This is a genomic window from Verrucosispora sp. NA02020, assembly GCF_013364215.1.
Lineage (GTDB): Bacteria > Actinomycetota > Actinomycetes > Mycobacteriales > Micromonosporaceae > Micromonospora.
Genome location: NZ_CP054923.1, coordinates 6,138,130 through 6,158,943, shown reverse-complemented (window position 1 = coordinate 6,158,943; position 20,814 = coordinate 6,138,130). Strand labels below are relative to the sequence as shown.

Annotated in this window: 21 protein-coding genes and 2 tRNA genes; 14 read left to right on the top strand and 9 right to left on the bottom strand. The window is 71.9% G+C overall.

Annotation, left to right across the window (positions count from 1 at the left end):
* Positions 1-43 precede the first annotated feature (43 nt).
* The 3 genes from HUT12_RS27470 to HUT12_RS27460 form a co-directional block, all read right to left on the bottom strand.
* Positions 44-316, bottom strand: a complete 273-nt coding sequence (locus HUT12_RS27470; protein WP_131053855.1) for a hypothetical protein — start codon at positions 314-316, stop codon at positions 44-46.
* 211 nt (positions 317-527) lie between these two features.
* Entirely contained in the window at positions 528-764 is a 237-nt protein-coding gene (locus tag HUT12_RS27465) for a DUF397 domain-containing protein (RefSeq protein WP_131053856.1), read from the bottom strand.
* Positions 765-832: 68 nt separating this feature from the next.
* Positions 833-1,813, bottom strand: a complete 981-nt coding sequence (locus HUT12_RS27460) for a helix-turn-helix transcriptional regulator (RefSeq protein ID WP_131053857.1) — start codon at positions 1,811-1,813, stop codon at positions 833-835.
* A gap of 223 nt (positions 1,814-2,036) precedes the next feature.
* Between HUT12_RS27460 and HUT12_RS27455 the strand changes: the two genes are divergently transcribed.
* Complete coding sequence (locus tag HUT12_RS27455) at positions 2,037-3,353, top strand: MFS transporter (protein ID WP_176095165.1); 1,317 nt, start codon at positions 2,037-2,039, stop codon at positions 3,351-3,353.
* A 56-nt stretch (positions 3,354-3,409) separates the two neighbouring features.
* On the opposite strand, the gene HUT12_RS27450 is transcribed toward HUT12_RS27455, so the two are convergent.
* The gene (locus HUT12_RS27450) at positions 3,410-3,652 is read right to left on the bottom strand and encodes a mycoredoxin (RefSeq protein WP_176096007.1); all 243 of its coding nucleotides are present in this window, start codon (positions 3,650-3,652) and stop codon (positions 3,410-3,412) included.
* A gap of 93 nt (positions 3,653-3,745) precedes the next feature.
* Here HUT12_RS27450 and HUT12_RS27445 point away from each other — a divergent pair, with 93 nt between their 5' ends.
* From HUT12_RS27445 to HUT12_RS27430, 4 genes are all read left to right on the top strand, one after another.
* Positions 3,746-5,896: an ATP-dependent DNA helicase UvrD2 gene (locus HUT12_RS27445; RefSeq protein ID WP_176095164.1), complete on the top strand. Its 2,151-nt coding sequence runs from the start codon at positions 3,746-3,748 to the stop codon at positions 5,894-5,896.
* Between the two features lie 140 nt (positions 5,897-6,036).
* The gene (locus tag HUT12_RS27440) at positions 6,037-6,321 is read left to right on the top strand and encodes a hypothetical protein (protein ID WP_131056524.1); all 285 of its coding nucleotides are present in this window, start codon (positions 6,037-6,039) and stop codon (positions 6,319-6,321) included.
* A gap of 132 nt (positions 6,322-6,453) precedes the next feature.
* A complete protein-coding gene (locus tag HUT12_RS27435) occupies positions 6,454-6,819 on the top strand; it encodes a WhiB family transcriptional regulator (protein WP_131056526.1) in 366 nt (121 codons plus the stop codon).
* Between the two features lies 1 nt (position 6,820).
* Positions 6,821-7,057, top strand: coding sequence for a hypothetical protein (locus tag HUT12_RS27430; protein ID WP_131056528.1), 237 nt, complete (start codon positions 6,821-6,823; stop codon positions 7,055-7,057).
* Positions 7,058-7,128: 71 nt separating this feature from the next.
* On the opposite strand, the gene HUT12_RS27425 is transcribed toward HUT12_RS27430, so the two are convergent.
* The 3 genes from HUT12_RS27425 to HUT12_RS27415 form a co-directional block, all read right to left on the bottom strand.
* Positions 7,129-8,457: an AarF/ABC1/UbiB kinase family protein gene (locus HUT12_RS27425; RefSeq protein WP_176095163.1), complete on the bottom strand. Its 1,329-nt coding sequence runs from the start codon at positions 8,455-8,457 to the stop codon at positions 7,129-7,131.
* Positions 8,458-8,467: 10 nt separating this feature from the next.
* A complete protein-coding gene (locus tag HUT12_RS27420) occupies positions 8,468-9,571 on the bottom strand; it encodes a TOMM precursor leader peptide-binding protein (RefSeq protein WP_176095162.1) in 1,104 nt (367 codons plus the stop codon).
* A gap of 192 nt (positions 9,572-9,763) precedes the next feature.
* Positions 9,764-9,931 carry a DUF5679 domain-containing protein gene (locus tag HUT12_RS27415; protein WP_012014940.1) on the bottom strand — a complete coding sequence of 56 codons (168 nt, stop codon included), beginning with the start codon at positions 9,929-9,931 and terminating at the stop codon, positions 9,764-9,766.
* Positions 9,932-10,464: 533 nt separating this feature from the next.
* Here HUT12_RS27415 and HUT12_RS27410 point away from each other — a divergent pair.
* Both HUT12_RS27410 and HUT12_RS27405 read left to right on the top strand, forming a co-directional pair.
* A complete protein-coding gene (locus HUT12_RS27410; RefSeq protein WP_131057806.1) occupies positions 10,465-10,986 on the top strand; it encodes a M48 family metallopeptidase in 522 nt (173 codons plus the stop codon).
* Positions 10,987-11,017: 31 nt separating this feature from the next.
* Complete coding sequence (locus HUT12_RS27405; RefSeq protein ID WP_176095161.1) at positions 11,018-11,638, top strand: hypothetical protein; 621 nt, start codon at positions 11,018-11,020, stop codon at positions 11,636-11,638.
* A gap of 61 nt (positions 11,639-11,699) precedes the next feature.
* Here the strand turns inward: HUT12_RS27405 and HUT12_RS27400 are convergent, their stop codons facing one another.
* Entirely contained in the window at positions 11,700-13,022 is a 1,323-nt protein-coding gene (locus HUT12_RS27400) for a zinc-dependent metalloprotease (protein ID WP_131055854.1), read from the bottom strand.
* Between the two features lie 114 nt (positions 13,023-13,136).
* Here HUT12_RS27400 and HUT12_RS27395 point away from each other — a divergent pair, with 114 nt between their 5' ends.
* The 6 genes from HUT12_RS27395 (at position 13,137) to HUT12_RS27370 (ending at position 19,079) form a co-directional block, all read left to right on the top strand.
* Positions 13,137-14,150 (top strand): PDZ domain-containing protein, encoded by a 1,014-nt coding sequence (locus HUT12_RS27395; protein ID WP_131055852.1) that lies wholly within the window; start codon positions 13,137-13,139, stop codon positions 14,148-14,150.
* A gap of 189 nt (positions 14,151-14,339) precedes the next feature.
* On the top strand, positions 14,340-17,339 hold the full coding sequence (locus tag HUT12_RS27390; protein WP_176095160.1) for a UPF0182 family protein: 3,000 nt from the start codon (positions 14,340-14,342) through the stop codon (positions 17,337-17,339).
* A gap of 143 nt (positions 17,340-17,482) precedes the next feature.
* Positions 17,483-17,556: transfer RNA gene (locus tag HUT12_RS27385), tRNA-Met, on the top strand.
* Positions 17,557-17,708: 152 nt separating this feature from the next.
* Positions 17,709-17,782 (top strand) — tRNA-Met (locus HUT12_RS27380).
* 145 nt (positions 17,783-17,927) lie between these two features.
* On the top strand, positions 17,928-18,170 hold the full coding sequence (locus tag HUT12_RS27375; protein WP_131056423.1) for a hypothetical protein: 243 nt from the start codon (positions 17,928-17,930) through the stop codon (positions 18,168-18,170).
* 75 nt (positions 18,171-18,245) lie between these two features.
* Entirely contained in the window at positions 18,246-19,079 is an 834-nt protein-coding gene (locus HUT12_RS27370) for a phosphoribosylaminoimidazolesuccinocarboxamide synthase (RefSeq protein WP_131056425.1), read from the top strand.
* Between the two features lie 15 nt (positions 19,080-19,094).
* Here the strand turns inward: HUT12_RS27370 and HUT12_RS27365 are convergent, their stop codons facing one another.
* Positions 19,095-19,565, bottom strand: a complete 471-nt coding sequence (locus HUT12_RS27365) for an ATP-binding protein (protein ID WP_176095159.1) — start codon at positions 19,563-19,565, stop codon at positions 19,095-19,097.
* 116 nt (positions 19,566-19,681) lie between these two features.
* On the opposite strand from HUT12_RS27365, the gene macS reads away from it, so the two are divergent.
* Positions 19,682-20,806, top strand: a complete 1,125-nt coding sequence (macS, locus tag HUT12_RS27360) for a MacS family sensor histidine kinase (RefSeq protein WP_368660295.1) — start codon at positions 19,682-19,684, stop codon at positions 20,804-20,806.
* Positions 20,807-20,814 lie beyond the last annotated feature (8 nt).

Below are 20,814 nucleotides of genomic sequence, written 5' to 3'. Positions count from 1 at the left end.
AACACGGCGGGGGAGCCGGCCGACCACGACGGACGTGGGGAGGTCAGGTGTCGGGTGGACCCGGGTGGGCCCGCCAGCGCTTCGGGTCGTCGAGCGGCAGCACCTTGACCCGCTGCTTACCGCAGCGCACAGCGCCGACGGTGGCGATGGCGCGGGCGAGGTGCAGGGCGGCGTCACGGTCCTCGGCGTGCACGACCTGGCGACGCGGCTCGGGCCGGGTGGTCTCGTCCCGCAGCCGGTGACCGCCGGCCCAGGCGGCCGTGATGTCGGTGTCGACGACGGCGCGGATGTCGGTGCGAACGATCAGGAACCGCATGTGGGTCTCCGATGTGCCGCGACGGGTGGAACCGTGGAAGTTCCACGTCAATACTCGGCCATCGTACGCCCGGCCCGCATCTCAGCAAGTGAAACACGGCGATTGATTTCAGCCCCGTCCGATCATCCGATGCCTGCTCACCGGGGTGGTCGGTGTGGACGACGACGGGGCCGCCGGTGGTGTGCCGACGGCCCCGCGAGACGTACCCGAGCTAGTTCAGGTCGAACTGCCCGTTCTTGGCGCCGGAGATGAAGCCCAGCCATCCGGCCCGGTTGAACAGCAGGACCGGGCCACCCTGGTCCTTGCTGTCGCGCAGCGCCACCGCGGCGGGACCGGTGCCCAGCGGTGCGACCTCCACGCAGTTGGAGGTCTGGCTGCGCGTGCTGGTACGCCAGGGGGCGTGCGCGAGCTGCGCGAGGACGGACGGCGTGGTGCGAATGTCGTTCATGGTTGAGCTCCTGACGTGGACCGATGGATCGAGCAGGGCCGCACGTGTCGGGCGCGGTCCCTTCTCGGTCACCGCTCCGTCAGGCTCCCGGAGGAACCACGGCGCTGGGCCGGCGCCGTTGCCGATCCATTGGCCACAATGGACGATGCTCCCGGACTGGTCAGCCGTTCCGACGACTTGACCAGCCAGGAGTGGGTATCCGTTGCGGAAAGTGCCGCCGTACGTAGCCACTCGAACACCACTTTATAGTGATTTAGGGCGATTACGTCGGTCGACATGACGTCGGTGAAGCCACCTTCGATGGCGAGCGTCTCCGGATCGAGTGGGTCGGCGAACCGATAGACCGAGAACGCGGTCGGTGGGAGGTACCACTGCCCGATCGGCGTGTCCCTGGGCAGGACGTGCAGCGTGACGTTGGGCAGCATGGCCAGCTCGCACAGCTGCGCCAACTGCTCCCGGAGCACCTCGGGCGGCCCGGCACGGTGCCCGAGCGCCGCCTCCTCCAGCACCGCCGTGTACCGGGGCGCGTCGTGCTCCCGGGTGAGCAGCAGTTGCCGGGCCTGCCGGGCCTTGACCTGGGTCTCGGTCTCCTCCTCGGTCTCCGGATCGCCGGCCTCCCGACCGACCTGGTACGCCGAGGAGAGTCGGACGCGGGCGTACCCGGGGGTCTGCAACAACCCCGGCACCAGCACCGGGTTGTACTCGGAGATCTCGACGCAACCGGCCTCCAGCTCGGCGAAGCCGCGTTGCTGCTGCGTCATCGCCGGGTAGTTCTTGAGCCAGCCGCGCATGTCACCGGCCTCGTCGGTGATGCCGAGCAGTTCCGCCCGCCGTGCCGTGTCGGCGTCGTAGAGGTCGAGCAGGTCCCGGACGTCCTGCGGGTCGGGTCGACTGCGGCCGTTCTCCAGCCGGGACAGCTTCGACGCGGAGGCCCAACCGACACGCTCGATGACCTGGTCACCGGTGAGTCCGGCGGCCTCGCGTAGCTGGCGCAGTTCGCGGCCGAGCCGCTGCCGACGCAGGATCGGACTGGGTGCGGCAGGAGGCACGGTGTCCTCTTTTCCGTCGACCGCCGCAGACGCGACGGTAACTGTATGAAATTCGCCCCCCACGGCCAGTATGGACGTCGCGACCGGCGCCGGAGGTACCGGCGGGGGCGTGTCATGAGAAATACGGACACCCGACACACCGGAACGAGACCGCCTTCACCTGCGTCCCCGCCCCGGACGGGTTCCCGACCGCGCCCGAGTCGCGCCACCCCCGGAGGGATCAATGCGAACCGTCCTGAGTCGCCCGGACTTCCGCCTGCTGTTCGGCGGACTGTTGGCCAGCATGACCGCGGAGTCGATCCTGCTGCTGGCACTCGCCATCTGGGTGAAGGACCTCACCGGATCGGACGGCCTCGCCGGTGCCACCATCTTCGTCATCCTCGCGCCGAGGACCCTCGCGCCGCTGGTCGGCTGGTTCGTCGACCGGTACCCCCGGCAGCCCTTCTTCGTGGTCACCCACCTCGCCATGGCGGTGCTGCTGACCCCGCTGTTCGCGGTCCGGGACGCGGGCGACATGTGGATCATCTACGCGGTGGCCGCGCTCTACGGCCTGTCGAACCTCACGGTCGGTGCGGTGCTCAGCCGGCTGATCCAGGAACTGGTCCCGTCCGACCTGCTCGGAGAGGCCAACGGCGCGTTGCAGACCGCACGGCAGGGCCTGCGGCTGGTCGGTCCGCTGGCCGGTGCGGGCCTGTACGCGGTGCTCGGCGGCTGGGTGCTGGCCGCGGTCGGGATGGTCGGCTTCCTGGCCGCCGCCGCCGTGGTCGGCACGCTCCGGATGGCCGAGTCGCCCGCGCGAGCGGCCGATCCGGAGGACTGCCCGACCGTCGCCGTCACCCGGGTACGACGCCTCTCCTCCGAGCTGGTCGCCGGGCTGCGGCACCTCGCCGGTGAGCCGGCGTTGCGGCGGGCGTTGGTCGGCTACGGCCTCGGCTCGCTGGTGATGGGCTTCACCGAGTCGCTGATCTTCGCGTACGTGGACTCGGGGCTCAGGCGGGACGCCACGTTCGTCGGCGTACTGGTCACCGTGCAGGGCATCGGGGGACTGGTCGGCGGACTGTGCTCCCCAGCCGTCCTGCGTCGGCTCGGTGAGCTGGGCACGCTCGCCGCCGGAGTGGCGTTCTTCGGCCCGGCGGCACTGGCGCTGGCGTACCCGAACCTGTGGCTCGGCTTCACTGCGGTGCTGCTGGCCGGTCTCTCCCTGCCGCTGACCCTGGTCGGCCTGCACACGCTGATTCAGCGGCGGACCCCGCCCGAGCTGATCGGCCGGGTCGCGGCGGCGTCGGAGGCGGTGATCCGGGGCCCGCAGGCGATCTCGGTCGGCGTGGGCGCGCTGATCGTGGGAGTGCTCGACTACCGGCTGGTCTTCGTGTCGATCGGCCTGGCCACCCTGCTCGCGGGCGGCTACCTCTGGGGCGGGCGCCGGCTGAGCCCGCCGGCCGGACCGGCGGCGCGTACCCGGGTGCCGGCACCACGCCCGGCCACCGAGGACCGGGACCCGGCGCCGGTCGGGACGCTGACCGGCCGGGGCGGTCACTGACGACGACGCGGCGGCCGGCCCCGGGTGGGGGCCGGCCGCCGCGGGTACGTCCTCGGTCAGACGGTGATGCTCGCCAGGTGCTGCTTGACCTGGTTGATCGACGGGTTCGTCAGCGCACTGTCGTCGGCGAAGCGCAGGGTGGGCACGGTCTGGTTGCCACCGTTGACCCCCATCACGAACTCCGCCGCCGCCGGATCCTGCTCGATGTCGACCACCTGGTAGGCGATCCCCTCCCGGTCGAGCTGCGACTTCAGCCGGTGGCAGTAGCCGCACCAGGGAGTGGAGTACATGGTCAGCATGGTGAGATCCTCCAACGTCATGCGCGCCTGCTCGCGCAGATCAGCACAGGCTAACCGCTGCAACGTCCGGGCGAGCTGCGACAATTCCCCGCTGTGGTGGTTAACTCCGCGTCCGAACGCGTGCTGACCGGGCTCGACCCGGAACAACGCTCGGCCGTGACCGCCGTGGCCGGGCCGGTCTGCGTACTCGCCGGGGCCGGCACCGGCAAGACCCGGGCGGTCACCTCGCGGATCGCGCACCGGGCGCTGAGCGGGGAGATCTCGGCGCGGCACGTGCTCGCCGTCACCTTCACCGCCCGCGCCGCCGCCGAGCTGCGGCACCGGCTCGGCGCGCTCGGGGTGGCCGGCGTCCAGGCCCGGACCTTCCACGCGGCGGCCCTGCGCCAGGTGCGCTACTTCGCGCCCCGGCTGCTGGCCGGGCGGGCCATGCCCGAGCTGCTGGACAGCAAGGTGCGCCTGGTCACCCTCGCCGCGGCCCGGGCCGGCCTGCGGACCGACCGGACCGCCGCCCGGGACCTCGCCGGTGAGATCGAATGGGCCAAGTCCTCGCTGGTCGAGCCGGGGGAGTACGTGGTGGCGGCGGCGAAGGCGCTGCGCGAGACGCCGCACGAGCCGGCCAAGGTCGCCGAGGTCTTCGCCGCGTACGAGAGGCTCAAGCGCACCGGAGGTGTGATCGACTTCGAGGACGTGCTCCGCGCCGCGGTCTGGGGGATCGAGGAGCACCCGGACGTCGCCGAACAGGTACGCAACCAGTACCGGCATCTCGTCGTCGACGAGTACCAGGACGTCAACCCGTTGCAGCAGCGCCTGCTGGACGCCTGGCTCGGCGGCCGGGACGACGTGACCGTGGTCGGCGACGCCAGCCAGACGATCTACTCGTTCACCGGGGCGACGTCGTCGTATCTGGTCGACTTCCCGCGCCGCTACCGGGGCGCCACGGTGGTCCGGCTGGTCCGTGACTACCGGTCCACCCCGCAGGTGGTCGGGCTCGCCAACGCGGTCATCTCACAGGCCCGTGGCACCGAGGCGAGGCTGCGCCTGGAACTGGTGGGCCAGCGTCCGCCCGGCCCGGAGCCGGAGCGGCGGATCTTCACCGACGAGCCGGCCGAGGCCGCCGCGGTCGCCGCGCGCTGCCGTGCCCTGGTCGACGCCGGCACCCCGGCACGGGAGATCGCCGTGCTGTTCCGCACCAACGCGCAGTCCGAGGCGTACGAGAAGGCGCTGGCCGAGGCGGGCGTGCCGTACCAGGTCCAGGGGGCCGAGCGGTTCTTCGAGCGGACCGAGGTGCGGCAGGCGATGGTGGCGCTGCGCGCGGCCACCCGGTCGATTCCCGGCGAGACCCCGCTGCCGGTGGCGGTGGTCGAGGCGCTCGCCGCCGTCGGGTGGGCACCCGACGCGCCCCCGCCCGGTGGGGCCGCCCGCGAGCGGTGGGAGGCGCTGGCCGCGCTGGTCCAGCTCGCCGAGGAGTACGCGGCCACCCCCGACCTGGTGCCGGTGGGCGTGGCCGCCACGGTCGAGCGCCCGGTCACCCTCGCCGACTTCGCCGACGAACTGGCCCGACGGGCCGCCCAGCAGCACGTACCCACGGTGGAGGGGGTCACCCTGGCCTCGCTGCACTCCGCGAAGGGCCTGGAGTGGGACGCGGTGTTCCTGGTCGGGCTCGCCGAGGGCACCCTGCCCACCACGTACGCGCGCACCACCGAGCAGGTCGAGGAGGAGCGCCGGCTGCTGTACGTCGGCATCACCCGGGCCCGTCAGTGGCTCTGGCTGTCGTACGCCTCGGCACGCTCCCCGGGCGGGCGGGCCCGGCGGCCGTGCCGTTTCCTGCCCCAACTCGCCCCGGGCGGGACGGAACGGGCGAGCGCGGGCGCCCCGGCGCGCGGCGCACAGCGGCGGGCGGCCACCCGGATCGTCTCCTGCCGGATCTGCGGGACCACCCTGTTCGCCGGGCCGGACCGGAAGCTGGGCCGCTGCGCCACCTGTCCGTCCGACATCGACGACGAGTTGCACGAGCGGCTGTGCGAGTGGCGGTCCCGGGTGGCCGGAGCCCAGCGTGTCCCCGCCTACGTGGTCTTCACCGACGCGACGCTCGTCGCGCTCGCCGAGCGGCGGCCGGGCCGGTCCGAGGAACTGGTGGCGATCGCCGGCATCGGCCCCCGCAAACTCGGCCTGTACGGGGAGGCCGTGCTGGCGCTGGTGGGGGGCGCGGCGGTCGATGAGATCTGCCCTCAGAAAACTTTCTGAATCTGACCGTTAATTCGTTTGCCCTCGCCCCACCGACCGTCATAGCCTCAGGACACACCTCGGCGAGGGGCCCTGTTCGGGCTGCTCACGGGGGATCTGTTCCGAGTCGATCGTTGAGTGAAGGTCTGGAGGTGGCACCGATGGAGAGCTACATCAACCAGCGTCCGACGGCGCTGCCCGTTGCCGTCGCTCCGCTGTCGGCTGCCCTGATCTCCGTCGTTCCGGCGACGGATGTTCGGGCGACTGTCGTCGCCACGCGACCGTGGGCTCCGCAGGTGCACCGGGTCGAGGTTCAGGCCGAGCTGATCCTCGCACCGAAGCCGAACGGGATCCAGGGGACCAGTGGCTTCACGGGCAAGGGCGTCGATGGCGCCAGCAAGCGGATGGACGTCCGCGGTGTTCCACCTCGAGGTAGACCGGTCTGACCAACAGACCACCGGCTCACCTCGAGGCCGCGGAACCCGCATACCGGGATCCGCGGCCTCAGTTTTTTTGCACCGCCGAGTACGTCGGAACAGCGATCCACGAGATCGAAGTGAGAGAGAGGTGACCGGGCGATGAGTCTGGCGTTGGCCCCACTTGACCTGAGCGTCGAGATGGAGGCGAACCTGCCCTGCCGGAAGTTCGACCCCGACCTGTGGTTCTCCGACTCGCCCACCGACCTGGAACTGGCCAAGTCGCTCTGCGGGGACTGCCCGCTGCGCGTCGAGTGCCTGGCCGGTGCGGTCGAGCGGGCCGAGCCCTGGGGCGTCTGGGGCGGCGAGATCTTCGAGCGTGGCGCGGTCGTCCCGCGCAAGCGGCCCCGTGGTCGCCCGCGCAAGGAGGACATCGCCCGTGACGCCGCCCTGCGGGTCGAGGCCGAGGCGCGACTGGCCGCCGACGGGCTCGCCCCGTCGCGCAACGCGGTCCGGCTGGCTGCCTGACATGTTCCCGAACCAGACCGACCCCGGCACTGCGCCGGCCGAGAGAGAGCTGACCACGATGCTGCACCTGCCGAACGGAACCACCGACATGTACCTACTCCACGAAGCGTTGGCGCGGGTACGAATGCTGCGGCCTCAGGCCGGCCGCACCACCACGAGCACTGAGGCAACCCGATCCGCCCGTACCGTCGCCATGACCGGCCGTACCCGGTCGGCCCGCGAGTTGGGCGTCCTGTAGGACCGACACCGCAGACGGCGGGCGGGGACCAAGGGGTCCCCGCCCGCCGTCGTCGTGTGGTGGGTCGGTGCTCAGCCGACCGGGGCGAAACCGGGCAGCCAGCGTTCCAGGATGCCCCGGTAGGGCGCCTTGGCCTCCAACTGGCACAGCACCCCGATCGAACCGAGCGTCACCCGGTGGACGAGCAGGTATGACGGGGGCAGGTTGAGGTGCCGGCTGAACTGGTAGGCGGGGGAGCGCGGGTTGGCCAGCCGGGTCGCCTCGGCGCGCAGCCAGGCCCGGGAGAACCGGAACTCCTCGACGGCGATCGGTTCCAGCATCGGCCGCAGGAACTCCAGCAGCGCGCGGGCGTCGATCGGGTCGTCGGTGCTGAGGAAGCCCTCCGAACGCAGCCCGGCCTCCACCCCGTCGGCGTCGCCCCGCAGGGCCAGGGCGGCGACGCGGCCGATCGGTTCCGGCGTACCCTCCGGCATCCGGGCCACGGCGCCGAAGTCGATCACCCCGAGTCGGCCGTCCGGCAGCAGCCGGAAGTTGCCCGGGTGCGGGTCGGCGTGCAGCAGCCCGGCCCGGGCCGGTGCGGAGAGGTGGAGCGTGGCCATCAGCAGGCCGGCCCGGTCCCGTTGCTCCTCGCTGCCTTCCCGGATGATGTCGGAGAGCGGCGTGCCCTCCACCCACTCGGTGACCAGGACCCGGGGCGAGGCGGAGAAGACCGCCGGGACGGAGATCTCGGGGTCGCCCTCGTACGCGGCGGCGAAGGCGCGTTGCGACTCCGCCTCCAACTCGTAGTCCAACTCCTCGGTGATGCGTTCCCGCAGCTCGGCGAGAAGCGGCTTGACGTCCAACCCGGGCTGGATGGCCCGGAACATGGCGCTCAGCCGGGAGAGCTGCTTGAGGTCGGCGAGCAGGGCGTCACCGGCGCCCGGATACTGGATCTTGACGGCCGCGTCCCGGCCGGTGCCGTCCGGCATCCGCCACACGGCCCGGTGCACCTGCCCGATGCTGGCCGCGGCGGCGGGGGAGTCGTCGAAGGTGACGAAGCGCTCACGCCAGGCCGGCCCCAACTGCTCGGCGAGGACCTTGTGCACGCTGGCGGCGGGCAGCGGCGGCGCGGCCTCCTGGAGCTTGGTCAGGGCCTGCCGGTACGGCTCGGCGACCTCCTCGGGCAGGGCCGCCTCGAAGACCGACAGCGCCTGGCCGAACTTCATCGCCCCACCCTTGAGCTGGCCCAGGACGCTGAAGAGCTGCTCGGCGGTGCGTTGCTGGATCTCGGCGGAGATCACGTCGGAGGCGAGCCCGGTGACACGTTTTCCCATGCCGAGGACGGTCCGCCCGGCGAAGCCGAGCGGCAGTGCGGCGAGCTTGGCGGTGCGGGACACGGCCCGGCGCGGGATGTCGGTCACGAGGTCATTGTTACCGACTCGGCGGGCCCGCTGCTGCTCTGCGGCCGGGCTGGCGCTCATCTTCGGTGTACGCACCGCACCGGCAGCGGGGGTGCGGTGGCCAGTGCCGGCGTCGGGCGACGCCCGAAGGACCGACCTCCACCGCCCCGCCGAGCGTCTCCGGTGTGCCGCCGTCGAGCTGCGTCAGCGCCTCGGTGACCGCGTAGGCGGTGGCCGCGAGCAGCGTGCCGGTGGCGCAGGTCGGGGTGGCGGGCGCGCGGGCGATCTGGGCGGCGAGCGCCGGCCAGTGCGGGTCCCGGTCGGCGCGGTGCAGGTCGAGGCAGCGCAGGCAGGGTCCGGTCGGCGGCTGGACCAGTGGCCCGATGACCGGTACGCCCTCCCGGACGTCGATCAGCAGGTGCGGTTGCCGACGCTGGGCGTGACCGGCCGCCACCAGGGCGGCCGGCCGGTCGAGGCCGAGCTGGATCACCAGGTCGGGCCGGGTCCGTCGCAGTGGGCCGGTGGTGGTGCCGGGTGCGGCGCGCGTCACGGCCGCCTGGACGGCCGCGTCGAGTGGCCGGCCGAGATCGGCGGCGGCGATACCGCTGCCGACCAGGTCGACGGGGCGTACCGGGCCGCTGAGGTCGGGTCGGACGTGCCCGACGCCGGCCTGGGCCAGGGCCAGGGTGACGGCGGCGCCGAGCGGCCCGGGACCGGTGACCGTCACCCGGGCGGCCAGGCGACGCCGGAGCACCTGCGCGGGAGTGCCGGGCAGCCGGGCGGCGGCCAGGGCCAGCGCGCCGGCCTCCGCGGCGAGTCGGCTCCGGCGGGGCTCGGCGAGATCCCGGGGCACCAGCGTGTGTGCCGGCACCACCAGGCCGGCCTCACGCAGCGCGTCGAGCAGGGCGCGGGCGTGTTCCGGACGGCCGCCCGTACCGGTCAGCACCTGCCGTTCGCTGCGGGTGCCGTCGAGCAGGTCGAGGAGCCGGACCGCCCCGGGGTCGGCGAACTCGACCAGGACGGCACGCTCCGGTGCCAGCCCGAGCTGGAGGGTGTGCCGGTCGCGCCAGAGTCGGCTGAGGCCGGGCAGCAGGGTGGGTCGGGGCGACGGCGGGTGGTCCGTGATCGGCGGCATGGGTACGAACAGTGACCGATTCCCTGCTGTCCGTCGATCGTTGTCCACAGGTGGCCACCCGCAGATCCAGGGCTGTCCACAGGATTTGGCGAGTTTTCCACAACTCGTCGGTAACCCTGTCGGTGGCCCGACAGTGAGCGGAAACGCCGCGAGGGGGTGGCCGACGGCCACCCCCTCGCGCGGACGCGTACGTCAGACCTTCGCCTTGCCCAGGATGCGGTTCACTGTTGTGCCACACACCGGACACTTGCCCTTGGCCATGTTCATGCCGGTCTTCGAAACCTCGACGCGGCCTTCGAAATCCCGCTTCTCCTTGCACTTGACGCAGTAACCGTTGTAGGTCTGGGCCTGGTCGGCCACGGTGTGCCTCCTCGTCTCGTCCGCCGGGTCGATGCCGGTCCGGCGGTTCTCCCGGCGCGGTCGCCTACGACGTCCGACATCGGGTCTTCTCCGTGGTCATCCACATGACCACCGGTTGGCGGACCCTACCCAGGTGCGGGTGGTTCCATGTCAGTTGCGCGTTGCCACTGTGAGCAAGGCGACGTCGAGAGTGTGCACGCCGAATTGCGCCAGATCAGTCCTTTTGGCGGGGACACGCCGACTGGAGGCCGCTAAATCCGCTGGTCGGGCGGTGCGGCCGGAGATTGGGACCCCGCTGGCGGGGTCGAGTGATGATCACTTACCGTGGTGCGGGTCGGTGCTGTGACACCTCACCGGCCGTCACGAAGGGTGATCGTGACGCCGCGCGATGCTCCGGCAAGAATTTTTTCGGGACTCCTGGCGACCAATCCCCATTTTCCGGGCGCGTGTCGGGGGGTTGACCCTTGCGGACCCCTGGTCACAACGCATTAGCTTGCCAACGTGACAGCAAACCGAGGCTGCGCGGTCCACTGATGGCGGGGGCGCGGAAGCCTGTCGTCGAGGTACGGCGCAGCCAGCGTCGGCGACGTACGGTGTCCGCCTACCGAGACGGTGAGCGGGTCGTCGTCCTCATCCCCGACCAGTTCTCCCGGGCCGAGGAGAGCGAGTGGGTCGACCGGATGCTCGCCCGGCTCGCCGCCCGCGAGGGGCGCCTCACCCGTTCCGACGCCGAACTGGTGGAGCGGTCCGGCCGGCTGATCAAGCTGTACCTGACCGAGTACGGCGACCAGGCGGTGCCGGCCAGCGTCCGGTGGGTGAGCAACCAGAACGGCCGCTGGGGCTCCTGCACCCCGGCGGACCGCTCGATCCGGCTCTCCCACCGGCTCCAGGAGATGCCGGAGTGGGTGATCGACTACGTGTTGCTGCACGAACTCGTCCACCTCATCGTGCACAGCCACAACGCGCAGTTCTGGGCGCTGGTCGGCCGGTACCCGAAGACCGAACGCGCCCGGGGCTACCTGGAGGGTGTCGCGGCGGTGGGCGGCGCGCCCTGAGCGGTCCGCCGCCCGGCGGTAGGGTCGACGCATGGCCCGACGTGTGGTGGTGGCGCTGCTCGCCCCGGTCACCTGGACGCCACCCGGCATCGACCCGGTGGACTGGCGGCGCGCGCTCGCCGAGGACGTGGTGGACCTGCTCGCCATGCTCAACGAGGTCGACACGGCGGTGGCGGTCACCCCGGCGGACCGCCGGCTGGCCGACGAGGTGATCTGGCCCGGCACGACGGTGTACGAGGTGCCCGAGCCGACGCCCAACGCCGTCTTCGCCGCCCTCGATGCCTCCGGCGACGGCTACGAGCAGGCGGCGGTGGTCGCCGGGGACGCCCCCGACCTGCCCGGACTCACCGTCGGCAAGCTCCTGCGCCCGCTCACCAGCCGGCCGGTGGCACTCGCCCCGGTCGAGGGTGGTGTGCCGGGACTGCTCGGGGCGGCGGTCCGGCTGCCCGTACCCTCCTGGCTGCCGGCGCTGGATCTGGACAGCGCCGTGCCCGCGGCCGTGCGCGCGGCGGCGCCCGAGCCGGGCGACCTCGCGGTCACCCCGTCCTGGCACCGGCTACGCGGCCCGGCCGACCTGGCCCGGCTCGACCTCGCGCTGGACGGCTGGGAACACACCCGGGCCCTGCTCACCGGCGCCGACCGGACCGGCTGACGCGCGACCCACACCGCCGGTCCGGCTGAGGCCGGACCGGCGATGCTCGCGTGCGGCGGGGTCAGGAGCGGCGGTCGTCGCCCTCGGTGTCGTCGGGGCGTTCCGGACCGTCCGGGCCCTTGCCCTCGACCTCGCCCGGGATCTTCTCCTCCGGGCCGCCCGGAGCGGAGAAGTCGAACTTCTCCAGCTCGGTCATCAGGTCCATGTCGGCCATGGCGAAGGCCACCGGGTCGGCGAAGTCGGCGTCGGACGGCAGCAGGTCGGGGTGGCCCCAGAGGGCGTCCCGTCCGGCGATGCCCCGGTGCTCGGTGAGCGCCGCCCAGAGCGCGGCGGCCTCACGCAGCCGGCGAGGGCGCAGTTCCAGCCCGACCAGGGCGGCGAAGGTCTGCTCGGCCGGTCCACCCGCCGCCCGCCGCCGACGGAACGCCTCGCCGAGCGAGACCACGTTCGGCAGCCGGCCGTCCGCAGCACCGTCCACCACGTGGCAGACCCAGCCCTCGACCAGGGCGAGAGCGGTCTCCAGGCGGGCCAGTGACGCCTTCTGTGCCGGGGTGTCCTCCGGCGTGAAGATGCCCTCCAGGGCGATCGCCTGCATCGACTCCGGGTCGGTCGGGTCGACCCGACCCATCGCCTCCTCGATCGCCTCCCGGTTGACCCGGATCCCGGCCGCGTACGTCTCCACGGCGGTGAGGACGTGCCCGCGCAGCCACGGCACGTGCTCGAAGAGTCGCTGGTGGGCCGCCTCGCGCAGGGCGACGTAGAGGCGTACCTCGTCCTCGGGCAGCTCCAGGCCCTCGCCGTAACCCCGGATGTTGGCCGGGATCAACGCGGCGGTCCCGGCGGGGCCGAGCGGCAGGCCGATGTCACCGGCGGAGAGCACCTCCGCAGCCAGCGACCCGAGCGCCTGACCGAGCTGACCGCCGAAGAGGGCACCGCCGAGGGTGGCCACCATCGACTGCATCGGGCCGAGCTGGGCGCGCGCCTCCGGCGGCACCAGGTCGCCCATCGCGCCGACCATCCGGCTTGCCACCGGGTCGCACAGCTTGCGCCAGACGTCCAGCGTCTTGAAGATCCACTCGTTGCGGTTCCAGGCCACCGTGGTCTTGATGCCGGAGGGCAGGGCCGACGCCGGCTCCAACCAGAGGTCGGCGATGCGCAGCGCCTCATCGACCGCGTTGCGCTCATAGGGCGAGACCGCCGGGTCGCCCGCCGCCGCGAGCTGGCTGGCCGCCACCTGACGGGCCAGATCCCAGTTGACCGGCCCGCTGCCCGGCGCGGAGAGCAGGTGCTGCAACTGCGACATGAACTGCTGCATCTGCGCGGGGTCGTTGGGGTCGGGCGGCTGCCCACCCGGGAGCGCGAAACCGAACGGAATATCAGGCACGAGCTCTACGGTACGCGCGCCGTGCCCCTGGTCGCCGTCACCGCAGTTGCGCTGAGGGCGAAGTCGTCGTCGTGCCGCCCGGAGGCCGAGAACCGGCTCGGTACGCTCTGGCGCATGAGACGACGTGGCGTGACCGTCCTCCTCGGTGCTCTGCTCACCGCTCTGCTCAGCATCGGGGTGCTCGGCGCGCCCGTCCCCTATGTCGTGCTCGGTCCCGGTCCGACGGTGGACACGCTCGGGCAGGAGGACGGCAAGGAGGTGATCCAGGTCACCGGCGGGGAGACCTCCGACTCGGCCGGGCAACTGCGGCTGACCACGGTGGGTGTGCAGCCGACCGTGAAGCTGCGCTCGGCCATCCAGGGCTGGCTCTCCGACGACCAGGCGGTGGTGCCGCGCGAGCTGGTATACCCGCCCGGCGAGACCCGCGAGGAGGTCGAGCAGCGCAACGCCGAGGACTTCCAGGTCTCGCAGACCAGCGCGGAGACCGCCGCGCTGCGGGAGCTGGGGTACGAGGTGCAGGTCGTGATCAAGACCGTCGCCGCCGACGGACCGGCCGCCGGAGTGCTGCGTCCCGGCGACGTGGTGACCTCGGTCGACGGGGAGCCCGTGCCGCTGGCCGGCCGGTTGACCGAGCTGGTCAGGGCGAAGCCGGCGGGCACCGCGCTCCGCGTCGGGTACACCCGAGACGGTGCCGCCCGCACCGACACCATCACCACCCAGGAGCAGGACGGCCGACCGCGGATCGGGGTCGAGATCGAGCAGCAGCAGCCGCACCCGTTCACGCTCTCCTTCGACCTCCAGGACATCGGCGGGCCCAGCGCCGGGCTGATGTTCGCCCTGGGGATCATCGACAAGCTGACGCCGGAGGACCTGACCGGCGGCCGGGTCATCGCGGGCACCGGCACCATCGACGACTCCGGCCAGGTCGGGCCGATCGGCGGCATCCCGCAGAAGCTGGTCGGCGCGAAGCGGGCCGGCGCCACGGTGTTCCTGGTGCCGGCGGCCAACTGCGCCGAGGCGGTGTCCAACCGCCAGCCGGACCTGCCGCTGGTCCGGGTGGGTTCGCTCGACGAGGCGCTCAGCGCGATGGAGACGCTGCGTGCCGGGGGCGAACCGACGCTCTGCTGACCGCCGGACCGACCCGGCGTCCCGCCGGGACCACGCTCTTGACCTGGGCCGACTTCGGGTCGGTGCGATCGCTCGCGGGCCGGGTGTCGGCTGCGCGGCGCGACCTGCCACAACGCATTCAGGAACACCCCGTACTCTGGGTGCCTGGTCGGAGCCGATCATAACGAGCGTGCGGAGCCAACAGTGGTCATGCGTAGCAGCAGCCCCCTGCCGAGGATGAGCCGACGCGGACGCGTCACGATCGGGGTGCTGATCGGAGTGTTCGTCCTGTTCACCCTGCTCGGCTGGGGGGTGCAGGCCTGGACCGACTGGCTCTGGTTCTCCGAGGTCGACTACACCTCCGTCTTCCGTGGGGTGATCGTCACCCGGTTGCTGCTGTTCCTGGCCGCCGCCGTCGCGATGGGTCTGATCGTCGGTGGCAACCTCTGGCTGGCGCAGCGGCTGCGCCCCCGGATGCGTCCGCACTCGCCGGAGCAGGCGACGCTGGAGCGCTACCGGATGCTGCTCGGCCCCCGGCTCGGGCTCTGGATCGCCGCCGCCGCCGTGGTGGTGGGTCTCTTCGCCGGCCTGTCCGCACAGAGCCGCTGGAACCAGTGGCTGCTCTTCCTGCACGGCGGTGACTTCGGCGTGCAGGACCCGGAGTTCGGTGTGGACGTCGGCTTCTACGTCTTCCAGCTGCCGTTCTGGCGCTTCCTGCTCGGGCTGGGCTTCACCGCGGTGGTGCTGGCGCTGATCGGTTCGCTGGCCGTGCACTACCTCTTCGGCGGAGTACGCCTGCAGGGCGTCGGCGACCGGATGAGCGGGGCGGCCCGCGCCCACCTGAGCTCGCTGGTCGCGGTCTTCGTGCTGCTCAAGGCCGTCGCGTACGTGCTGGACCGGCGGTCGATGCTGCTGGAGTACAACGACGGCGTCGGTGTCTACGGCGCCGGGTACGCCGACATCAACGCGCTGCTGCCGGCGAAGGAGATCCTCGCCTACATCTCCGTGGTGGTGGCGATCGCGATCATCGTCTTCTCCAACGCCTGGATGCGGAACCTGGTCTGGCCGGGCATCTCGCTGGCGCTGCTCGGCGTCTCGGCGGTGGCGATCGGCGGCATCTACCCCTGGGCGGTGCAGACCTTCGAGGTCAAGCCGAGCGCCCGGGACAAGGAGGCGCCGTACATCCAGCGCAGCATCGACGCCACCCGAGCCTCGTACGGGTTGGACATCGCCGAGAACTCGGCGTACTCGGCCAGCAACCTGACCCCGTCGGAGAACCTGGCCACCGACACCTCGGTGGTGCCCAACGCCCGGCTGCTCGACCCGCAGCTGGTCAGCGAGACCTACACCCAGCTCCAGCAGGTCCGTGGCTTCTACGACTTCGGCCCCAAGCTGGACATCGACCGGTACACGGTCGACGGCAAGACCCAGGACTACGTGGTCGGCGTCCGTGAGATCAACTACGGCGAGCTGACCGCCCAGCAGAGCAACTGGATCAACCGGCACACCGTCTACACCCACGGGTTCGGCGTGGTGGCCGCCCCCGCGAACCAGGTCGTCTGCGGTGGCCAGCCCTTCTTCGTCTCCGGCTTCCTCGGCGAGCGGTCGCAGGAGTCCTGCTCCTCGCCGACCGACCAGATCCCGGCCAGCCAGCCCCGGATCTACTACGGCGAGCGGATGCAGGACGGTGACTACGCCATCGTCGGCAAGCCGAGCGAGGACGCCAACCCGGCGGAGTTCGACCGGCCGGCCGGCGAGAGCGGCGAGGGCCGCGAGTCGTACTACACCTACACCGGTGAGGGCGGCGTGGACGTCGGGTCGTTCTCCCGGCGGCTGCTCTACGCCATCAAGGAGCAGGAGCCGAACTTCCTGCTCTCCGAGGCGGTCAACGACAACTCCAAGCTGCTCTACGTGCGGAACCCCCGGGACCGGGTGGAGAAGGTCGCGCCCTTCCTGACGCTCGACGGCGACCCGTACCCCGCCGTGGTGGACGGCCGGGTGCAGTGGATCGTGGACGGCTACACCACCTCGGCCACCTACCCGTACGCCGAGCGGGTCAACCTCCAGCAGGAGACCACCGACGAGCTGACCGGCCGGGGCACCATCCAGCTGGCCCGGGAGAACGTCAACTACATCCGCAACTCGGTCAAGGCGACCGTGGACGCGTACGACGGCACGGTCAGGCTCTACGAGTTCGACGAGAACGACCCGGTGCTCAAGGCGTGGAACAAGGCATTCGGCGGTGACCTGATCACGCCGCGCGAGGAGATCCCGCAGGCGCTGGCCGACCACTTCCGCTACCCGGCCGACCTGTTCAAGGTGCAGCGCAACCTGCTGACCCGGTTCCACGTCACGAACCCCGGCGACTTCTACTCCGGCCAGGACTTCTGGCAGGTGCCGAACGTGCCGGACGCGCCGGACAGCGGGGTCAAGCAGCCGCCGTACTACCTCTACACGCAGATGCCCGGGCAGGAGCAGCCGACCTTCCAGCTCACCAGCGCGGTCACCCCGAACGGCCGGCAGAACCTGGCCGCGCTGATCTCGGCGTCGTACCAGGACGGGCGGCCGAGGTTGCAGGTGCTGGAACTGCCCGACCAGACCCGGGTCTCCGGCCCGGTGCAGGTGCACCAGCAGATGACCAACAACGCCAACATCCGGCAGCAGCTGAACCTGCTCTCCTCGAACCAGGCCCAGGTGCAGTACGGCAACCTGCTCTCGCTGCCGTTCGGCAACGGCATGCTCTACGTCGAGCCGGTCTACGTGAAGAGCAACCAGACCGACGCGTACCCGCTGTTGCAGAAGGTGCTGCTCTCGTACGGCGACGGTGGTTCGTTCGTGGTGTTGGCCGACAACCCGGCCGACGGCATCCGGCAGCTCGTGGAGCAGGGCAAGCGGGCGGCGGCCGGCAACCCGCCGCCGGCCGCGGAGGAGCCGCCCGCAGGCGAGGAGCCGCCGCCGGGCGGCGAGGAGCCGGCGCCCACGCCCACGCCGACCGAGGCGCCGCCGCTCACCGGCGACCTGGGGGTCGCCGCCGACCGGGTGCGAGCGGCGATCACCGAGGTGCGCGACGCGCAGGCGTCCGGTGACTTCGAGCGGTACGGCCGGGCGCTCAAGACGCTGGACGAGGCACTGACCGCGTTCCAGCAGGCGCAGCAGGCGGCCGGGGCGAACGGTACGGCACCGACCGGCAGCCCGTCACCGACCGGCTGACGAAGCACGTTCCGACAGGGCCCGTGGGCCGGCGATCCGTCGCCGCCGCGGGCCCTTCGGCGTCCGGGCCCACCGGTCGCCCACGGTGTTCTGTGAGTCGTTTTGCGGCGGGGCGGGGTGGTGCGCTACGGTGGATCTACCGACGCGGGGTGGAGCAGCTCGGTAGCTCGCTGGGCTCATAACCCAGAGGTCGCAGGTTCAAATCCTGTCCCCGCTACTGCACGAGAAAGGCCCCGGGATCTCCCGGGGCCTTTCTCGTTGTCCGGAGTGCGGCGGCCCGTCCCGACCGGTGCCGGAACACCTTCTTCGGGGGTGGGTGGGGTGGTCGGTGCGGCTCGTACCGCATGGGGTAGGGTTGTCACATACCGACGCGGGGTGGAGCAGCTCGGTAGCTCGCTGGGCTCATAACCCAGAGGTCGCAGGTTCAAATCCTGTCCCCGCTACTGCACGACGAAGGCCCCGGGATCTCCCGGGGCCTTCGTCGTTTCCGATCCCTGCCGTTCCGGCCTTCGTCCGTCGGCCGGTGGGCCCGCCTCGGCGGTGCGCTGTTCCCCGGCAGGGGTTGCGGACCTCCGCGAGGATGGGGCCATGTCTTCAATCGGCAAGTGGTGGGGGCGGCTCGGCACGCTCCTGGGAACGGTCGTGCTGGCGGTGTTCGTGCCGGTCGCGGCGTGGGCCTCGACCGGCCCCGGGGAACTGGTCGTGGAGGCCGCCCGGCGGCGTGGGCGCGGTGGCGGCTTCTTCGGTTTCCTGGGCCTGCTCTGCTGCCTTGCGGTGGTGGCCGTGGTCGTCCTGCTGCTGGTGCGGCTCACCCGTAACCGGCGGCGCTGAACGGGTTCCGCAGCGCCTCCCGCGCGCTGCGGTCCCGGCACGGTGGTGCGTCCGGGGCGTGGTCTACTTGTCCGCGTGGAACTTCTGCACTCGGGCAAAGTGAGGGACGTCTACGCGGACGGCGACGACCTGATCCTGGTCGCCTCGGATCGCATCTCCGTCTACGACGTGGTGCTGCCGACTCCGGTCCCGGACAAGGGCAAGCTGCTCACCGCGTTGTCGCTGTGGTGGTTCGAGCAGCTCGCCGACCTGGTGCCGCACCACGTCATCTCCGCCACCGACGTGCCGGCCGAGTTCGCCGGGCGGGCGATCCGGTGCCGCCGGTTGCGGATGGTCCCGGTGGAGTGCGTCGCCCGCGGCTTCCTCACCGGGGGTGGCCTCAAGGAGTACCAGAGCACCGGGGCGGTGTCCGGCGTCGCGCTGCCGCGTGGGCTGGGCGAGGCGTCCATCCTGCCCGAGCCGATCTTCACCCCGTCGACCAAGGCGCCGATGGGCGAGCACGACGAGCCGATGACCTTCGCCGAGGTGGTCGACGAGGTCGGCGCGGAGACCGCCGAGCGGCTGCGGAAGCTGACCATCGACGTGTACTGCCGGGGCGCCGAGCTGGCCGCCGAGCGCGGCATCCTGGTCGCCGACACCAAGATCGAGCTGGGCTGGGCGGCGGACGGCACCCTGGTCCTCGCCGACGAGGTGCTCACCCCGGACTCGTCCCGCTTCTGGCCCGCCGAGTCGTACCAGCCGGGCCGTACGCAGTTCTCCTACGACAAGCAGTACGTGCGGGACTGGGCGGCGGGCAGCGGCTGGGACCGGCGCGAACCGGCGCCCGAGGTGCCGGACGAGGTGGTCGAGGCGACCCGGGCCCGCTACGTGGACGTCTACGAGAAGATCACCGGCAACCGCTGGGAGTGACCCCGGCGCCGGTCGTCACTCGCTGCGGTGCCGGCCGATGTGCTGCTCGGTGGGGAGGGTCGCGGAGGTGATGCGGACCGTGGTGCCCTCCGGGCCGGTCTCCACGTCCATCGCGTCGGTCAGCTCGCGGGCCAGCCAGAGTCCCCAACCGCCGGCGGTCTCCGGCGCCGGCCGGCTGCGGTCGTCGAGGCGCTGCACACTGATGCCCTGACCGTGGTCGGAGACCTCGCACACCACCAGTTCCGACTGCCGCCAGAGCCGGAGCCAGCCCCGCCCTCCGCCGTGCCGGACCGCGTTGGTGATCAGCTCGTTGACCGCGAGCACGAAGTCGTCGAGGCGGTCGTCGCGCAGCCCTGCGGCACGCACGCACGAGGCGACCGAGTGCCGCAGCTCGGTCACCTGTGCCTGGTCGAAGGCGTCGGCGATCAGGAGGGTGTGTTCGATGGGCACCACCGTACGCGGTGTGCGGGGTTCTGCGTTCGTCATGGCCCCGTCCCGACAGGAGATCGCAGAGCTTTAAGCGGCTTTTACCACCGTACGTCAGGATTCGTGGGACCGCATCGGCGAGGACCCGTCACACAGGCTGTGGCATGGTGACGGGCGTGTCCGCCCCCGGTGGTTTCGAACTCCCTCTCTGGCGGGCCGTCGCGGTCTTCCGGGTGGCCTCGCTGGCGTACGTCTGCGTGGTCGTGCTGCGCGACGCGGACCGCTACGCCCACCCTCTGCTCGCCGGGGTGCTGGTGCTGGCGATGGCGGTCTGGACCGGCGTCACCGCGATCGGCTACGCCGCTCCGGCCCGGCGCGGCTGGCCGCTGCTCCTGGCCGATCTCGGCGTCGTGGTGGCGATCCTTCTGGCCACTCCCTGGGTGATGGGCCGCGACGCGCTGGACGCCGGCCTGCCGACCATGGCGGTGGCCTGGTTGAGCGGCCCGGTGCTGGCCTGGGCGGTCTGCGGCGGACGGCGACGCGGCGCGCTGGCCGCTCTGGTCGTCGGCGCCACCGACCTGGCCACCCGGGGGATGGCCACCCCCACGGCGATCAACGGCGCGATCCTGATGTTGCTCGCCGGCGTGGTGGTCGGGCACGTCGCCCGGCTCACCGTGACCGCCGGGGAGCGGTTGCAGCGGGCGGTCGAGATCGAGGCCGCCAACCGCGAACGGGAACGGCTGGCCCGCGACATCCACGACTCGGTGCTCCAGGTGCTCGCCCTGGTGCAGCGGCGCGGCGAGCGACTCGACGGCGAGGCCGGCGAACTGGCCCGGCTGGCCGGTGAACAGGAGGCGGCGCTGCGCATGTTGATCTCCGGCACCGGCCCGATGTCCGTCGACGACGTGGACTCGCCGGTGGACCTGCGCGCGCTGCTCGGCCGGTACGCCACGGGCGGCGTGTCGCTCTCCGCGCCGGCCACCCCGGTGCCGCTGGCCCCGCCGGTGGCCCGCGAACTGGCCGCCGCGATCGGGGCCGCGCTGGACAACGTCGCCCGCCACGGCGACGGACGTGCCTGGGTGCTGGTCGAGGACGAGGGAACGGCGGTCACCGTGTCGATCCGGGACGAGGGACCGGGCTTCACCCCGGAACGACTCGCCGAGGCCGCCGCCCAGGGCCGGCTCGGCGTGACCCACGCGATTCAGGGCCGGCTCGCCGAACTCGGCGGGACCGCCCGGATCAACTCCACCCCGGGCTCCGGCACCGAGGTCGAGCTCACCGTGCCGAGGAGGGGATCGTGAACGGCGTA

Bases quoted from the DNA above. Each gene is read 5' to 3' on its own strand.
- HUT12_RS27470 (WP_131053855.1), bottom strand. From the start codon at position 316: ATGCGGTTCCTGATCGTTCGCACCGACATCCGCGCCGTCGTCGACACC.
- HUT12_RS27465 (WP_131053856.1), bottom strand. From the start codon at position 764: ATGAACGACATTCGCACCACGCCGTCCGTCCTCGCGCAGCTCGCGCAC.
- HUT12_RS27455 (WP_176095165.1), top strand. From the start codon at position 2,037: ATGCGAACCGTCCTGAGTCGCCCGGACTTCCGCCTGCTGTTCGGCGGA.
- HUT12_RS27450 (WP_176096007.1), bottom strand. From the start codon at position 3,652: ATGCTGACCATGTACTCCACTCCCTGGTGCGGCTACTGCCACCGGCTG.
- HUT12_RS27440 (WP_131056524.1), top strand. From the start codon at position 6,037: ATGGAGAGCTACATCAACCAGCGTCCGACGGCGCTGCCCGTTGCCGTC.
- HUT12_RS27435 (WP_131056526.1), top strand. From the start codon at position 6,454: ATGAGTCTGGCGTTGGCCCCACTTGACCTGAGCGTCGAGATGGAGGCG.
- HUT12_RS27430 (WP_131056528.1), top strand. From the start codon at position 6,821: ATGTTCCCGAACCAGACCGACCCCGGCACTGCGCCGGCCGAGAGAGAG.
- HUT12_RS27420 (WP_176095162.1), bottom strand. From the start codon at position 9,571: ATGCCGCCGATCACGGACCACCCGCCGTCGCCCCGACCCACCCTGCTG.
- HUT12_RS27410 (WP_131057806.1), top strand. From the start codon at position 10,465: ATGGCGGGGGCGCGGAAGCCTGTCGTCGAGGTACGGCGCAGCCAGCGT.
- HUT12_RS27405 (WP_176095161.1), top strand. From the start codon at position 11,018: ATGGCCCGACGTGTGGTGGTGGCGCTGCTCGCCCCGGTCACCTGGACG.
- HUT12_RS27395 (WP_131055852.1), top strand. From the start codon at position 13,137: ATGAGACGACGTGGCGTGACCGTCCTCCTCGGTGCTCTGCTCACCGCT.
- HUT12_RS27390 (WP_176095160.1), top strand. From the start codon at position 14,340: ATGCGTAGCAGCAGCCCCCTGCCGAGGATGAGCCGACGCGGACGCGTC.
- HUT12_RS27375 (WP_131056423.1), top strand. From the start codon at position 17,928: ATGTCTTCAATCGGCAAGTGGTGGGGGCGGCTCGGCACGCTCCTGGGA.
- HUT12_RS27365 (WP_176095159.1), bottom strand. From the start codon at position 19,565: ATGACGAACGCAGAACCCCGCACACCGCGTACGGTGGTGCCCATCGAA.